Annotated in this window: 16 protein-coding genes; 6 read left to right on the top strand and 10 right to left on the bottom strand. The window is 66.9% G+C overall.

Going from position 1 to position 15,452, the window contains the following annotated elements; genetic code table 11:
* The first annotated feature begins 214 nt into the window (after positions 1-214).
* From G3N93_RS18795 to G3N93_RS18810, 4 genes are all read left to right on the top strand, one after another.
* On the top strand, positions 215-1,315 hold the full coding sequence (locus G3N93_RS18795; protein WP_174935534.1) for an ABC transporter substrate-binding protein: 1,101 nt from the start codon (positions 215-217) through the stop codon (positions 1,313-1,315).
* Positions 1,316-1,415: 100 nt separating this feature from the next.
* Positions 1,416-3,188: an iron ABC transporter permease gene (locus G3N93_RS18800; RefSeq protein ID WP_206133689.1), complete on the top strand. Its 1,773-nt coding sequence runs from the start codon at positions 1,416-1,418 to the stop codon at positions 3,186-3,188.
* A complete protein-coding gene (locus G3N93_RS18805; RefSeq protein WP_174935537.1) occupies positions 3,181-4,248 on the top strand; it encodes an ABC transporter ATP-binding protein in 1,068 nt (355 codons plus the stop codon). The genes G3N93_RS18800 and G3N93_RS18805 overlap by 8 nt, the downstream gene beginning before the upstream one ends.
* Before the next feature lie 168 nt (positions 4,249-4,416).
* Positions 4,417-5,508, top strand: a complete 1,092-nt coding sequence (locus G3N93_RS18810; protein ID WP_174935539.1) for a porin — start codon at positions 4,417-4,419, stop codon at positions 5,506-5,508.
* A gap of 175 nt (positions 5,509-5,683) precedes the next feature.
* Here G3N93_RS18810 and G3N93_RS18815 read toward each other — a convergent pair whose 3' ends face one another.
* Both G3N93_RS18815 and G3N93_RS18820 read right to left on the bottom strand, forming a co-directional pair.
* Complete coding sequence (locus tag G3N93_RS18815) at positions 5,684-6,649, bottom strand: zinc-binding alcohol dehydrogenase family protein (protein ID WP_206133690.1); 966 nt, start codon at positions 6,647-6,649, stop codon at positions 5,684-5,686.
* Positions 6,650-6,695: 46 nt separating this feature from the next.
* Complete coding sequence (locus tag G3N93_RS18820; protein ID WP_206133691.1) at positions 6,696-6,947, bottom strand: hypothetical protein; 252 nt, start codon at positions 6,945-6,947, stop codon at positions 6,696-6,698.
* Positions 6,948-7,042: 95 nt separating this feature from the next.
* Here G3N93_RS18820 and G3N93_RS18825 point away from each other — a divergent pair, with 95 nt between their 5' ends.
* On the top strand, positions 7,043-7,834 hold the full coding sequence (locus G3N93_RS18825; RefSeq protein ID WP_206133692.1) for a helix-turn-helix domain-containing protein: 792 nt from the start codon (positions 7,043-7,045) through the stop codon (positions 7,832-7,834).
* Between the two features lie 81 nt (positions 7,835-7,915).
* Here the strand turns inward: G3N93_RS18825 and hpaI are convergent, their stop codons facing one another.
* From hpaI to G3N93_RS18860, 7 genes are all read right to left on the bottom strand, one after another.
* Complete coding sequence (hpaI, locus tag G3N93_RS18830) at positions 7,916-8,722, bottom strand: 4-hydroxy-2-oxoheptanedioate aldolase (RefSeq protein WP_206133693.1); 807 nt, start codon at positions 8,720-8,722, stop codon at positions 7,916-7,918.
* 12 nt (positions 8,723-8,734) lie between these two features.
* Complete coding sequence (gene hpaH, locus G3N93_RS18835) at positions 8,735-9,538, bottom strand: 2-oxo-hept-4-ene-1,7-dioate hydratase (protein ID WP_011355380.1); 804 nt, start codon at positions 9,536-9,538, stop codon at positions 8,735-8,737.
* 20 nt (positions 9,539-9,558) lie between these two features.
* Entirely contained in the window at positions 9,559-9,951 is a 393-nt protein-coding gene (locus G3N93_RS18840; RefSeq protein ID WP_206133694.1) for a 5-carboxymethyl-2-hydroxymuconate Delta-isomerase, read from the bottom strand.
* A gap of 33 nt (positions 9,952-9,984) precedes the next feature.
* A complete protein-coding gene (gene hpaD, locus G3N93_RS18845) occupies positions 9,985-10,833 on the bottom strand; it encodes a 3,4-dihydroxyphenylacetate 2,3-dioxygenase (protein WP_174935551.1) in 849 nt (282 codons plus the stop codon).
* A gap of 307 nt (positions 10,834-11,140) precedes the next feature.
* Positions 11,141-12,604, bottom strand: a complete 1,464-nt coding sequence (gene hpaE, locus G3N93_RS18850; protein WP_174948728.1) for a 5-carboxymethyl-2-hydroxymuconate semialdehyde dehydrogenase — start codon at positions 12,602-12,604, stop codon at positions 11,141-11,143.
* A gap of 22 nt (positions 12,605-12,626) precedes the next feature.
* Positions 12,627-13,391 (bottom strand): fumarylacetoacetate hydrolase family protein, encoded by a 765-nt coding sequence (locus G3N93_RS18855; RefSeq protein ID WP_174935561.1) that lies wholly within the window; start codon positions 13,389-13,391, stop codon positions 12,627-12,629.
* Positions 13,388-14,077 carry a fumarylacetoacetate hydrolase family protein gene (locus G3N93_RS18860; RefSeq protein WP_174935568.1) on the bottom strand — a complete coding sequence of 230 codons (690 nt, stop codon included), beginning with the start codon at positions 14,075-14,077 and terminating at the stop codon, positions 13,388-13,390. The genes G3N93_RS18855 and G3N93_RS18860 overlap by 4 nt, the downstream gene beginning before the upstream one ends.
* A 152-nt stretch (positions 14,078-14,229) precedes the next feature.
* Here G3N93_RS18860 and hpaR point away from each other — a divergent pair, with 152 nt between their 5' ends.
* On the top strand, positions 14,230-14,670 hold the full coding sequence (gene hpaR / locus G3N93_RS18865) for a homoprotocatechuate degradation operon regulator HpaR (protein WP_039356885.1): 441 nt from the start codon (positions 14,230-14,232) through the stop codon (positions 14,668-14,670).
* 55 nt (positions 14,671-14,725) lie between these two features.
* On the opposite strand, the gene G3N93_RS18870 is transcribed toward hpaR, so the two are convergent.
* On the bottom strand, positions 14,726-15,452 hold a 727-nt coding region (locus tag G3N93_RS18870), incomplete at its 5' end, for an SDR family oxidoreductase (protein ID WP_206133695.1).

Genomic DNA, 15,452 nt, shown 5'->3' on the forward strand with positions numbered 1-15,452 from the left:
CCCAGCCATCCTTGCCGCGCCTCGCGGCAACCCGCTTCCCTCCCTTGCCTAACCGTGCCGCGCGCCGCGAAACGCGCGGCCGCCGCCGCTTCGACCTCGGGAAATCCATGACACAAACGACACGATTGCTTACCGAAATGAAAGCAGGCTGAAAGTGCGCCGCAATTAACATCCGCTCCACTCGAACAACACCTAGACGTAACTGGAGGAAGACATGCCGTTTGCACCGAAGCACCTCGCCGCCGCGCTGGCGGTCGTTCTGGGCACTGCCGCCGGCAGCGCCGCCGCGCAGGTACCGGCCGGGTATCCGGGGAGTTACCAGGGCGTGATCGACGCCGCGAAGAAGGAAGGCAAGCTGATCGTCTACTCGACGACCGACACGGGCCTCGTGCGCCCGCTGATCAAGGACTTCGAAAGCCTGTACGGCGTGAAGGTCGAATACAACGACATGAACAGCACCGAGCTGTACAACCGCTACATCAGCGAGAACGCGGCGAGCAGCACCAGCGCCGACGTGCTGTGGAGCTCGGCGATGGACCTGCAGGTCAAGCTCGTCAACGACGGCCTGATGGCGTCCTACGATTCGCCCGAAAGCCCGAACGTGCCGCAATGGGCGCAGTACCAGAAGCAGGCGTACGGCACGACGTTCGAGCCGCTCGCGATCGTCTACAACAAGCGCCTGATCCCCGAGAACGAAGTACCGACCACGCGCGCCGACCTGATCAAGCTGCTCACCACGCAGGCCGACAAGTTCAAGGGCAAGGTCACGACCTACGACATCGAGAAATCGGGCGTCGGCTTCAACTACCTGACCCAGGACGCGCACGTGAACGAGAAGGTCACGTGGGAGCTCGTGAAGGCGATCGGCGCGACCGGCCCGAAGCTGCAGTCGAGCACGGGCGCGATGATGGAGCGCATCTCGTCGGGCGAGAACCTGATCGGCTACAACATCATCGGTTCGTATGCATACGCAAAGGCGAAGAAGGACAAGTCGATCGGCTACGTGTTTCCGAAGGACTACACGCAAGTCGTGAGCCGCCTCGCCACGGTGTCGAAGAAGGCGAAGAACCCGAACGCCGCGAAGCTGTGGGTCGACTACCTGCTGTCGAAGCGCGGCCAGACGCTGATCGCGAACCAGGCGAACCTGTACGCGATCCGCGCGGACGTGACCGGCGAAACGTCGGCCGCGAGCCTCACGAAGGAACTCGGCGATTCGCTGAAGCCGATCCAGATCGGCACCGGCCTGCTCGTCTATCTCGACCAGTCGAAGCGCCTTGCTTTCCTGAAGCAATGGCAGCAGGCGATCAAGCGCTGATCCGCTGACTGCCGGCCGCCCGCCGCACACGGCGCGGGCGGCCCCTTCCCCTTACCGACTTCCTTGAGGCGGCCATCCGGATGGCCGCAGGGGCGAACTCATGCTTTCAACCAGCACACGCGGAACGGCACCGGCCGTTCCGCCCACCACCGGCCCGCGCGATGCGATTCCCGCGCTGCCGGTCAACAGCCTGCAGCCGCTCGCCGGCATGCTGCGCTGGATCGTCGTCGCGGTGCTGACCATCGCGGTCGCGCTGCCGCTCGGCTTCATCCTGTTCCAGAGCCTGTTGTCCGCACCGTTCTTCGATGCGAACAAGACGCTCGGCATCGAAGGCTTCCGCTTCATCTTCAGCGATCCCGACTTCTGGTCGGCCGTGAAGAACTCGTTCATCATCGCCGGCGGGATGCTGTTCATCTCGATCCCGCTCGGCGGCATCCTCGCGTTCCTGATGGTGCGCACCGACCTGCCCGGCCGCCGCTGGCTCGAACCGCTGCTGCTCACGCCCGTGTTCGTGTCACCGATGGTGCTCGCGTTCGGCTACGTGGTCGCGGCTGGCCCGGTCGGCTTCTACTCGGTGTGGTTCAAGGAACTGTTCGGGCTGCAGAACGTGCCCTGGAACGTGTACTCGATCTTCGCGATCACGGTGATCGTCGGCCTCACGCACGTGCCGCACGTGTACCTGTACTCGTCGGCCGCGCTGCGCAACCTCGGCTCGGACGTCGAGGAAGCCGCCCGCGTGGCGGGCGCCCGCCCGTTCCGCGTCGCGCTCGACGTCAGCCTACCGATGACGATGCCCGCGCTGCTGTTCGCCGGCGTGCTGGTGTTCTTCCTCGGCTTCGAGGTGTTCGGGCTGCCGCTCGTGCTCGGCGATCCGGAAGGCCACCTCGTGCTCGCGACCTACCTGTACAAGCTGACCAACAAGCTCGGCGTGCCGTCGTATCACCTGATGGCCGCGGTCGCGGTGTGCATCGTCGCGATCACGTTCCCGCTCGTGCTGCTGCAGCGTCGCCTGCTGAAAACCGCGAACCGTTTCGTCACCGTGAAGGGCAAGGCCGGCCGCGCGACGGTGCTGCCGCTCGGCGTATGGCGCTGGGTCGCGCTCGCGATCGTCGCGCTGTGGCTGATGCTGACGGTGATCGTGCCGATCTCGGGCATCGTGCTGCGCGCATTCGTGACCAACTGGGGCGAAGGTGTCGCGCTTGCCGAGGTGCTGACGCTGTCGAACTTCATCGAGCTGTTCGAGCAGGACAACCTGGTGCGCGCGATCATCAACACGCTCGGCATCGGCGTGATCGGCGGCGCGCTCGCGATCGGCTTCTACTCGCTCGTCGCGTTCGCCGGCCACCGCCGCCCCGACTGGGCCACCAAGCTGCTCGACTACCTCGTGCTGCTGCCGCGCGCGGTGCCCGGCCTGCTCGCCGGTCTCGCGTTCCTGTGGATCTTCCTGTTCGTCCCCGGCCTGCGCGAGCTGAAGAACTCGATGTGGAGCATCTGGATCGCGTACACGGTCGTGTGGCTCGCGTACGGGATGCGGCTCATCCAGAGCGCGCTGCTGCAGGTCGGCCCCGAGCTCGAGGAAGCCGGCCGCAGCGTCGGCGCGACGCGCAGCCGCGTGTCGCTCGACGTGACGCTGCCGCTCGTGCGTTTCGGCCTGCTCGCCGCGTGGCTCCTGATCTTCATGATTTTCGAACGTGAATACTCGACGGCCGTCTACCTGCTGTCGCCCGGCACCGAAGTGATCGGCGCGCTGCTCGTGTCGCTGTGGGCGACCGGCGCCGTCGACCAGGTCGCCGCGCTTTCTGTCATCAACATCGCGATGGTCGGTGCCGGTCCCGGCGTGGCCCTGCGTTTCGGAGTGAAACTTCATGGATAAGCTCATCGTCGACGACCTGCATCTCAGCTACGGCACCAATCCGATCCTCAAGGGCGTGTCGTTCGAACTGAAGGCCGGCGAAGTCGTGTGCCTGCTCGGCGCGTCGGGCAGCGGCAAGACCACGCTGCTGCGCGCGGTGGCCGGCCTCGAACAGCCGTCCGACGGCCGCATCCAGCTCGACGACCGCGTGTTCTTCGACGGCGCGCAGCGCGTCGACCTGCCCGTCGAGCAGCGCTCGCTCGGCCTCGTGTTCCAGTCGTACGCGCTGTGGCCGCACCGCACCGTCGCCGACAACGTCGGCTACGGGCTGAAGCTGCGCCGCGTCGCACCGGCAGAACAGAAGCGCCGCGTGCAGACCGCGCTCGACCAGCTCGGCCTCGGCCATCTCGCGGAGCGCTTCCCGCATCAACTGTCGGGCGGCCAGCAGCAGCGCGTCGCGATTGCTCGCGCGCTCGTCTACAACCCGCCGGTGATCCTGCTCGACGAGCCGCTGTCGAACCTCGACGCCAAGCTGCGCGAGGAAGCGCGTGCGTGGCTGCGCGAGCTGATCGTGTCGCTTGGGCTGTCGGCCCTGTGCGTGACGCACGACCAGACCGAAGCGATGGCGATGTCCGATCGCATCCTGCTGCTGCGCAACGGCCGCATCGAACAGGAAGGCACGCCGGCCGAGCTGTACGGTGCGCCGCGCTCGCTGTACACGGCCGAGTTCATGGGCAGCAACAACCGGATCGATGCGCGCGTTGCGGCCGTCGACGGCGAACGCGTGACGCTCGCCGGCGACGGCTGGGAACTGCAGGCGCTCGCCCGCGACACGTTCGCGCCGGGCCAGGACGCGCAGGCCGTGATCCGCCTCGAACGCGTACAGGTCGCCGACGGCCCCGGCGCGAACCGGCTGCAGGCCGACCTCGTCACGTCGATGTATCTCGGCGACCGCTGGGAGTACCTGTTCCATTGCGGCGAGATGCGCCTGCGTGCGTTCGGCCACGTGCCGCGTGCGGCAGGCAAGCACTGGATCGAATTCCCGACCAACGACTGCTGGGCGTTCGCGAAAGCGGGCTGACCCGTGCGGCGGGCGCTCCGCCCGCCACCTGCGCGCTTTCCGTCGTGTCATGACCGGCATGTCCGGCGGACGTCTTCTGGCGTCCGCCGCGGCGTGCTGCGCGCCGCATTCGCTTCACCCTGTTTCGCCCTGTTTCACCCACTCACAAGAACCAAGGAGACACCGTCAATGAAGTCACGCGCAGAACGCTCCCTTCGCGCCGCCGTCCTTACCGGCTCGGCCGCCGTCGCCGGGCTTACCGCCGGCGCCGCGCACGCGCAGTCGTCGGTCACGATGTACGGGATCATGGATGCCGGCATCGAGTTCGCCAACCACGCGGCGCCGGAAGGCGGCAATTCGTACAAGCTCAAGTCCGGCAACAAGAACACGTCGCGCTGGGGCCTGCGCGGCGTCGAGGATCTCGGCGGCGGGCTGAAGGCCGTGTTCCGCCTCGAAAGCGGGATCGATCTCGCCAACGGCGCATCCGACGACGGCCCCGACTCGATCTTCGGGCGCCGCGCGACCGTCGGCCTGAAGGGCAAGTGGGGCGAGATCTCGCTCGGCCGCAACTTCACCGTCACCTACGACTACATGCTGCCGTTCGACCCGATGGGTTATGCGCAGAACTACTCGTGGGCGACCTCGTCGATGGCGACCGGCGGCCGCAAGGATGGCATGTTCACGCGCTCGTCGAATGCGGTGCGCTACGACGGCGAATTCAGCGGCTTCAAGTTCGGTGCGATGTACGGCTTCGGCAACGTGCCCGGCAGCGTGAAGACCAGCTCGAAATACGATGCGGCGATCGGCTACGAGGGCGGCCCGTTCGCCGCGGTGCTCGCGTTCGACCGGCAGAACGGCGCGTCCGACAGCGTGACGCCGGCCGATCCGGTCAACTACATCCAGGGGATTCATGCGGGCCTGAGCTACGACTTCGGCAACCTGAAGACGATGGCCGGCTATCGCAACTACAAGCGCACGTATCACACGAGCGCCGCGAATCAGTTGAGCGACATGTATTGGGTCGGCGGGTCGTATCAGTTCACGCCGACGTTCTCGTTGATCGGCGCCGTGTATCACCAGAACATCAAGGGCGGCACGGATGCCGATCCGACGCTCGTGTCGATGCGCGCGCAATACGCGCTGTCGAAGCGCACGGTGCTGTACGCAGCCGGTGCGTTCGCGATCGGGCAGCATGGGCAGAAGGTCGGCGTATCGCGTGACGTCAACGGCTACGGCACCACGCAGGTCGGGGTGACGGCGGGGATTCAGCAGCGGTTCTGAGTCTTACACCGGGTGGCGGGTGGCGGGGCGCGCGTTGCGCGCCGCGTCGCCGGCTGGCTGCCCTACCCTTGGTGGTTGCACGAAGTGGCTCACCGAACCCATCGGTATCCTGACGAGATCACGCGCGCACACGGCGCCCGCCGTGCGTGCGGCCAAGCCGTGCGCCGCCCCTTCATCATCTGCCCTCGCCCATCGTGAAAACCGGACGCACCACGCTGCTCGTGTCGTCCCAATGCGCGCCGACGTCCGCCAGCGGCACGGCCCGCGTCTCGATTGTCAGGCCAGCCGGCCCGGCCGCGTCGAATACGCCGCGCACCGAGGCTAGCAGGCGCGGCAGCGACACACTGCCGAGGCCGCTGCCCATCAGCTCGATGGCCGTCGCCCGCAGCACCGCGCCCGGCAACAGCACGTCCGCGCCGCCGATCGAGCCGATCTGCACGAAGCGCAACCGGCGGCCATCGGGCGTCGCCTTCGCTGCGGCAACCAGTAACGCCTGCGCGCTGCTCCCCCACAGATAGTCGAGCACGACGTCCACGCCCGCGCGGAAATGCGGCTCGAGCGCACGCGCCAGATGCGCGTCGTCCTGCTGCAGCGATACGACGGCATCCGCACCCGCACCGAGCAATGCTTGCAGCGCGGCCGCGTTGCGGCCGGTCGCGATCACCTTCGCGGCGCCGAGGTGCTTCGCGATCCGCACCGCCAGCCGCCCCGACGTACCCGTCGCGCCGTTGACGAGCACCGTCTCGCCCGCGACGAGTTGCGCACGCTCGGTCAACGCGGCCCACGACGACATCCCGGGAATCGCGATCGCCGCGGCCGTCACGTCGTCAAGCGTGTCGGGCAGCGGCACGCATCGTGTATCGGGTGCGATCGCGCGCTCGGCCATCGCGCCGAACGGTGCGGGCGAGCCGAAGAAATAGATGCGTTGCCCGTCGTCGAGACGGCCCACGCCGTCGACACCGACGACGAACGGATAACGCCCGTCCGACGAGTAATGCGTGCCGGACGCACGTGCCTGCGCGATCCGGCTCAACGCGGACGCCGTCACGTCGATCAGGCGGTGGCCCGGCATCGCACGCGGCGCGTCGAATTCCATATGAACGGGACGCTCGCCGGCGCCCGTCACGACTGCTGCTTTCATGGTTGCTCCTTGAATCGGGGATTTCGGTCGACGATTGCGGCGCGCGTCATTGCGCATCGAGCCACGCGCGCAGCGCGGGATCGCGTACGTCCAGCACGTCGAACAGGCCAAGTGCGCGCAACGCGGGCAATGCATCGATCGTGTCGGCCTCCGCGCGCGCCCGGTCGGCGGGCGCGGCGGTCGGGTCGGTCAGCACTCGCGCGTTGACCAGGAACGCGCCGACGGTACCCTTGCGGATCGTCGTTCCGTCGGCCTCGATCCGGTCGGCATGGTCGGGAAGCATCTGTTCGGCTCGCATCGTGTCGTACTCCGGTTGTCATCGATGGACGCAGTGTAGGCGTGCGAATCCGGCCGATCTCCGGTATAACGGCCATTCGATACCGATATCCGGCCATGTCAGATCCCCTTCTTCCCGCTCGATTCGTCACGTCCGACGACGGCCCGTTCGTCGTCGCGGCCGTCCTGTCGCAACGAGACCCGCGCGTGACGCCACCGCACGCGCATGCGCGCGGCCAGCTCGTCGGCGCGCTGAGCGGGCTGCTGACGATCGGGCTCGACGACCAGGACTGGGTCGTGCCGGCGATCCATGCGATCTGGATTCCGCCGCATTGCCGGCATTCGTTGCGCTCGTTCGGCCCGATTTCCGGCTGGTCGGCGTTCGTTGCCGAAGCACGCTGCGCGGCGCTGCCGGATACGCCGCGCGCGATCCGCACGACGCCGCTGCTGCGCGAGGCCGTGCAGCGCGCGGCGAGTTGGGATGGTTCGGAGCTGGATGCCGCGCGGACGCGGATCGCCGACGTGATCCTCGATGAAATCGCGTCGTCGGAAATCGAGGCGCTGGGGTTGGTGCGGCCGCAGGATCCTCGGCTGATAAAGATCACCGATGCGCTTGCCGCGGATCTCGCGGACAACCGTCGGTTGGAGGAATGGGCCGAATGGGCCGGTGTCAGTGCACGGACGATGAGCCGCCGCTTCGTCGCGGAGACAGGGCTGACGTTCGCGCAGTGGCGTCAGCAGGCCAGGCTGCTGCGGGCGCTGGAGAGAATTGCCGACGGCGTGCCGGTAACGACGATCGCGCTCGATCTCGGGTATGACAACGTGAGCGCGTTCATCGACATGTTCCGGCGGGCGCTGGGGACGACGCCGGGGAGGTATATGGAGGCAGGACGGCGCGGCGAGGAATAGGCGCGGCCATGCGCATACATGAAGCCGCACCGCGGAAGGAAAACATGCGACCGACGGAAAACGCCTGCCGCCCCGCTTCGCTCAATACGTCCCGCCCCCCTTCTTCACGGCCTCTGCGCCCTTCCCCTTGAACTGCGCAGCCAACCGCTCCGCACTCCTCGCCAGCAGTGTCGTATCGACACCAACCGCGACGAACAACGCCCCCGCCTCCAGATAGCGCCGCGCAGCCGCCTCATCGGCGCTCAGAATGCCCGGCGCCTTGCCGGCCGCCTTGATCGTCCGGATCGCACCGTCGATTGCCGCCTGCACATCCGGATGCCCCGGATTGCCGAGATGCCCGAGATCGGCCGCGAGATCCGCCGGCCCGATGAACACGCCGTCGACGCCTTCGACCCGCGCAATCGCATCGATCGCATCGAGCCCTGCCCGCGTCTCGACTTGCACGAGCACGGCCATCTCGTCATTCGCGCGATGCAGGTAATCACCGACGCGATTCCACCGCGACGCACGTGCCAGCGCACTGCCCACGCCACGAATCCCATGCGGCGGATAACGCGTCGCCGCCACCGCCACGCGCGCTTCGTCCGCACTCTGCACCATCGGCACCAGCAACGTCTGCGCGCCAAGATCGAGCACCTGCTTGACGATCACCGGATCGTTCCACGGCACGCGCACGACCGGATGCGACGGATACGGCGCGATCGCCTGCAGTTGCGCGAGGATCGTCGGCACCGTGTTCGGCGCATGCTCGCCGTCGATCAGCAGCCAGTCGAAACCGGCACCCGCCACTACTTCGGCGCTGTACGGATTCGCGAGCCCGAGCCACAGCCCGACCTGCGCGTCACCGCGTGCAAGCGCGGCCTTGAAGACATTCGAAGGAATCTGCATCGCTCGCTTACCTCACTCGAAGTAGCACTGGATCGTCCCGAGCGGGCCGTAGTCGACGCTGAACGTGTCGCCCGGCCGCGCCGCGCACGGCCGCGTGAACGAACCGCCGAGCACGATCTGCCCCGGTTCCAGCGCGACGTCGAAGCGCGACAGCCGGTTCGCGAGCCACGCGACGCCGTTCGCCGGATGGTTCAGCACGCCGGCCGCGACGCCCGTTTCCTCGACCACGCCGTTGCGCGACATGATCGCCGCGACCCAGCGCAGGTCGACGTCCTGCGGCTTCACGGGCCGCCCGCCGATCACGACGCCCGCGTTCGCCGCGTTGTCGGCGATCGTGTCGAACACCTTGCGCGGCCGCTTCGTGTCGGGGTCGATCGACTGGCTGCGCGCGTCGATGATCTCGAGCGCCGGCACGACGTAATCAACCGCGTCGTACACGTCGAAGATCGTGCAGTCCGGGCCGGTCAGCCGCTTACCGAGCACGAATGCGAGCTCGACCTCGACGCGCGGCACGATGAAGCGGCCGGTGGGAATCGTGCCGCCGTCGGCGAAGAACATGTCGTCGAGCAGCGCGCCGTAGTCGGGCTCGTCGATCTGCGACGTGTTCTGCATCGCCTTCGACGTGAGGCCGATCTTGTGGCCCTTCAGCGTGCGGCCTTCCGCGAGCTTGAGGGCGACCCACGCGCGCTGGATCGCATACGCGTCGTCGATCGTGATGTCGGGATGGTCGAGCGAGATCTGGCGGATCTGCTTGCGCTCGCGCTCGGCGTCGTGCAGACGCTGCGCGAGCTGGTCGATGATGGCGGGTTCGAGCATGGTCGGATCGGGAATGGGGTTCAGCTAGCCCGCTTGTAGCGGGCGTGGATATTGTTGTGCTTGTACGAGCCGCTTTCGCTGAACTCGGTCAGCTCCATCGACAGCGCAAGGTAGCGTTTCGCATACAGTTCCGCGAAATGCGCCTTGATCGCGTCGAATAGCGCGTCGCACGCGGCCTTTTTCTGCTCGTCGGTGCGGCCCGAGCCGATCTTGAGCGTCACGTGGACGAACGCGTCGTCCTTCGTGCCGTCGGCCACGCAATAGTCCTGCAGTTCGATCGCGCGTGAGCGGATGCCGCCCGTCGGGAACACGCCGCCCTGCGCGATCAGCGTGGCGTTGATCGTGCGCAGCAGCGCGGGAATGCGCGCGTCGTCGCGAATGTTCGCGGTGTATTCGACGACGATATGGGGCATGGCTAGTCTCCTGTCGAATGCGTGGCGTAGTGTTCAGGACAACGGAAAGATCGCATTGATCTGCCCGGTCCCCGAACTCGCGAAATAGTCGGTGACGATCTCGACAGGCTTGTCGTAGCGATCCCAGCCGAGCAAGCCGAGCAGCATCGCCGTGTCGTGCATCCCGCCTTCGCCGTGGCAATGCGTGTTGTACTCGGGCAGCATCGCGCAGAAGGTCTTGAAATCGCCCTGCTTCCATAGCTCGACCACGCGGAGGTCGACTTGCCGGAAGAATTCGCGGCTGATTTCGTGAATCGATTCCTCGGGGCTGCCGTTGTCGTTGAAGCGATGCGACAGCGATCCGCTCGCGAGAAACGCGACGTTCGAATCGCTTTTCTCGATCGCTTCGAGCAGCGCCTCGCCGAAACGCCGGCTTTCGTCGAGCTGATGCCACATGCACCAGCCGGCGATCGACACGACCTTGAAGTGCTGGTCGGCGTTCATGTAGCGCATCGGCACGAGCGTGCCGTATTCGAGTTCGAGGCTGTCGATCTCGTGCGCGCGCGTCGCGATCCCGCGCTCGGTAGCCGTTTCGGCGATCAGCTGGCCGAGCGCCGGGTTGCCCGGATACGCGTACTGCATGTCGCGGATGAAATGCGGCAGCTCGTTGCTCGTGTACGTGCCCGAGAACTGCGCATTGCAGTTCACGTGATAGCCGGCGTTGACGAGCCAGTGCACGTCCGACACGACGATCGTGTCGACGCCGAGCGCGCGACAGCGCTCGCCGATCAGTTGATGGCCGCGGATCGCCGCCTCGCGGCAGCCGTGATGCCTGCCGGGCAATTCCGACAGGTACATCGACGGCACGTGCGTGATTTTTGCGGCGAGGGACAATTTGCCCATCGTTCAAGTCTCCTGTCGACCGGAGTTAGCGCTTTAGCGCTTACTCCGGTCCCATGCTTCGCGGTCGACCGGAGTTAGCGCTTTAGCGCTTACTTCGGTCCCATGCTTCGCGGTCGGCCGGAGTTAGCGCTTCAGCAGTTACTCCGGTCCCATGCTTCGCGGTCGGCCGGAGTCAACGCTTTAGCGGTTACTCTAGCCCCATGCTTCGCGGTCGGCTGGAGTCAACGCTCCAGCGCTTACTCCAGCCCCATGCTTGGCCGGCGTGCCGGCCAAGGAATCATTCTTGCAGCGAAACGACCCGCGCCCGTCACACGCCCCAGCGCGGAATGTGGTGCGAACCCATCGAGATGCACACGTTCTTGATCTCCGCGAACACCTCGAAACTGTACTCACCGCCCTCTCGCCCGGTGCCCGATTCCTTCACGCCGCCGAACGGCTGGCGCAGGTCGCGCACGTTCTGGCTGTTCACGAACACCATCCCGGCCTCGATGCCGCGCGCGAGGCGATGCACCTTGCCGACATCCTGCGTCCAGATGTACGAAGCAAGCCCGTACGCGGTGTCGTTCGCGAGCCGCAGCCCTTCGTCTTCGTCCTCGAACGGGATGATGCACGCGACCGGCCCGAAGATCTCTTCCTGCGCGACGCGCATCCGGTTGTCGACATCGGCCAACACGGTCGGCCGCACGAAGTTGCCGTTGCGCAGATGGTCGGGCAGGCCCGCCGGCTTGTCCGCGCCGCCCGCGACCACGCGTGCGCCTTCCTGCTCGCCGATGCGGATATAGCCCGTCACCTTCTCCCAGTGCTGGCGCGTGATCATCGCGCCGAGATTCGTGGCCGGATCGGACGGATCGCCGACCACCAGGTTGTTCGCGCGGCGCGCGAATTCCTGCACGAAGCGATCGTAGATCGTGCGCTGCACGAAGATCCGCGAGCCGGCCGTGCAGCGTTCGCCGTTGATCGAGAAGATCGTGAACAGCGATGCATCGAGCGCGCGGTCGAAATCGGCGTCGTCGAAGATCAGCACCGGCGACTTGCCGCCCAGCTCCATCGAGTACTTCTTGAGACCGGCACGCTCCATGATCCGCTTGCCGGTGACGGTGCCGCCGGTGAACGACACCGCACGCACGTCCGGATGGCGCACCAGCGCATCGCCGGCCGTCGCGCCATAGCCCTGCACGACGTTCAGCACGCCCGGCGGGATGCCGGCTTCGAGCGCGAGGCGGCCGAGCTGGTCGGCCGTCAGCGGCGACAGCTCCGACATCTTCAGCACGGCCGTGTTGCCGAGCGCGAGACACGGCGCCGTCTTCCACGTCGCGGTCATGAACGGCACGTTCCACGGCGACACCAGCGCGCACACGCCGACCGGCTGGTACAGCGTGTAGTTCAGCATCTGGTCGTCGACCGGATAGGTGCGGCCGTTCATCTGCACGCACACTTCCGCGAAGAAGTTGAAGTTCTCGGACGCGCGCGGAATCAGCTGCTTGCTCGTCTGCGCAATCGGCAGGCCGGTATCCTGCGTTTCCAGCGCCGCGAGCATCGGCACGTTCTTCTCGATCAGCTCGCCGAGCTTGCGCATCAGCTTCGCGCGCTCCTTGGCGGGCGTGTTCGCCCATTTCGGGAACGCTTCCTTCGCGGCGCGCACGGCCGCGTCGACTTCGGCCTCACCGCCCGATGCGACGTCGGTAATGACATCGCCCGTCGCGGGATTCAGCGTCGTGAACGTCTCGCGGCTCTCGACTTCGCGGCCGTCGATCCAGTGCTTGATGGTCATGCTCTCTCCTTGGGCGACGGGCTCAGCCGGCGCGATAGTAGTCTGCTTCGCCGACGATCGTGTTCACGAGCCGGCCAATCCCTTCGATCTCGGTCACGACCTCGTCGCCCGGCTTCGTGTCCGCCAGCCCCTCGGGCGTACCGGTCAGGATCAGGTCACCCGGCGAGAGCGTCATGAAGCCGCTGATGTGCTCGATCAACGCGGGCACGTCGAAGATCATGTCGCGCGTGCTGCCGCGCTGCGTCTCCTGGCCGTTCACCGTCGTGCGCAGCATCAGGTCGCCCGCGTCGCCGATCTCGTCGCGGCTGACGAACCACGGCCCGAGCGGCGTGCAGGTGTCGCGGTTCTTCACGCGCAGGTTCGGGCGGTAGTAGTTCTCGAGATAGTCGCGGATCGCGTAGTCGTTCGCGACCGTATAGCCGGCCACGTAGTCGAGCGCCTGCGCGCGGCTCACGTTGCGCGCGGGCCGGCCGATCACGACGGCCAGCTCGCACTCGTAATGCATGTGGGTGGCGTCGGCCGGGCGCACGGTGCGCGACCGGTGGCCGATGAACGTGTTCGGCCCCTTGAGAAAGATCAGCGGCTCGCTCGGCGCCTTGAACGCGAGCTCTTTCGCATGGTCGGCGTAGTTGAGGCCGAGCGCGAACGTCGTGCGCGGCGCGACGGGCGGCAGCCACTCGACCACCTCTTCGGCCACGACGCGCCCCGTATCGAGGCGGATCGCACCGTCGCCGGCCGGTTCGGCCGCATGCAGTGCGCCGTTGTAGATCACGCGCGCCGTCTTCATCGTCCTTCCTCCGCAATCAGCGTGTGCCGCAACGTGCCGATCCCGGCGGCGGCGATCTCGATCGTGCTGCCCGCGCGGGCGCGCGGCGCGCCGCCGGCAACGCCGAGCAGCAGGACATCGCCCGCGTCGAACGACATGAAGGCCGTCACGTCGGCAATCAGCTCACGCACGGAGCGAATCAGCGAGGCCGTCGAAGCAGACACGGCCACCTCGCCATCGATCCGCACGGTCAGTCCGATCGCATCGACATCGCCCAGCGCGGCGACCGGCACGATGGCCGGGCCCAGCGGGCAGAAACCGTCGCGGCACTTGAAGCGCACGGCCGGACGGTAGTAATCGGGATGCGGCACCGACACGTCGCTCGCGAGCGTGAAGCCGTGAAGGGTGTCGAGTGCCTGCGCGGCCGGCACGCGCGTCGCGCGGCGGGCGAACACGACGGCCACCGACGCGCCGATCTCCAGCGCGTCGACGCCAGCCGGCACGACGACGGCCGCACCGTCGGTCGCATGCGTATTGGCGGGCTTGATGTACAGGATCGGCGCCTGCGGCGGGCGACCGTAAGGCGGTGCGTTCACGGTATCGCCGAGCGCGTCGAGCGCCGCACGCTCGTTGAGCAGCGCACCGTAGACGGTACCGATGGCAACCGGCAACGGCGGCGCCGCGGCGGTCGTGCAAGACAGCTCCATGCGTCATTCCCCTGCCGCGCGTCGCGGCGCATCGTCAATAGTTAATATCTTAAGTAAACAATCGAGCGCTGGCAACCTCGATTACCCTGATATGCGAAATTCACTCCTCACGGCTGTTAAGATTGATGCGTCCCCGTCCTCTGCTCTCCCCGATGAACCGTACGCTCGACCACCGCAACCTGGCCATGCTGCTGCTCGAGGCCCGCGAAACGCTGATGGGTCTGTTTCGCCCCATTCTCAAGGAATTCGCGTTGACCGAACAGCAATGGCGGATCATCCGCGTGCTCGACGGCGAACCGGCGCAAGCGCTCGAAGCGGGACAGATCGCACGACGCTGCTGCATCCTGAGCCCGAGCCTCACGGGCGTGCTGGAACGGATGGAGCGCGACGGCCTGATCACGCGCACGCGCGCGCAGGAAGATCAGCGTCGGCTGCTGGTGAGCCTGACGCCGCAAAGCAGGAAACTGGTCACGGAAATCGGTCCGCGAATCGACGAGCAGTACCGGCAGCTCGAATCGCGGTTCGGCCAGGACGGCCTCGAAGACATCTATCGCGCGCTCGACCGGCTCATCGAGCTCGGCGGCAACACGTGAAAACGGCGCCCGCTCCCGCCAGCCGCGGGAACGGGCGCCGGTGCCGCGCGGGCGATCAGTGCACCGCGCCGCGCATCAGCTCGGTCACGGCCACGCCGCGCGACGTGCGCATGCATTCCTCGACGTAATCGATGAACGGCAACGGCTCGAAATCGATTTCGTCGCGCACGCGGCGATTGTCGAACACGCGATCGACCGTCGCAAATTCCCCGCAGCGCTGCAGTGCCCGGCCGATCACGCGCTCGAGTGCCGGATCGGTCCGCCCGAGCACATCGCGCACCACGAGCGGCAACTCGGCTGGCGCACACGCCGCATAGCGCGGCGCGCCCGTCATCCCCGCCGCCTCGTCCATCGCACGCACGATCTGAGCAACCTGCGGCGCCTCGTCTCCGGCCGACACGTGATACAGGTCGTGCGCGAGCGTCGGCTTGACGGCCAGCAGCATCGTCGCGCGCGCCACGTCGTCCACCGACACGATGTCGATGCGCGTCATCGGCCGCGCGGTGAAACGGCGCGCGGCATGCGCGAGCCGGAACATCCAGAACGAATTCGGCGCGGGCCGCGTACCGAGCACCGTGTGGCCGACCACATGCGACGGCCGCACCACGACGAGCGGCAGCCCGAGCGCGCGCAGACGCTGCTCGGTCTCCGCCTTCGCATGCAGGTAGTCCGCCGCCAGCACCGCACCCGGCAGGCCTTCTTCATCGCGCGCAACGTCATTCACTGCGTCGCCCGCGGCCTCTTCCTGCACGATCCCGCCGCGGCCCGCATGCGCATAGGCC

The organism is Burkholderia sp. Se-20378 (assembly GCF_017104665.1).
GTDB lineage: Bacteria > Pseudomonadota > Gammaproteobacteria > Burkholderiales > Burkholderiaceae > Burkholderia > Burkholderia lata.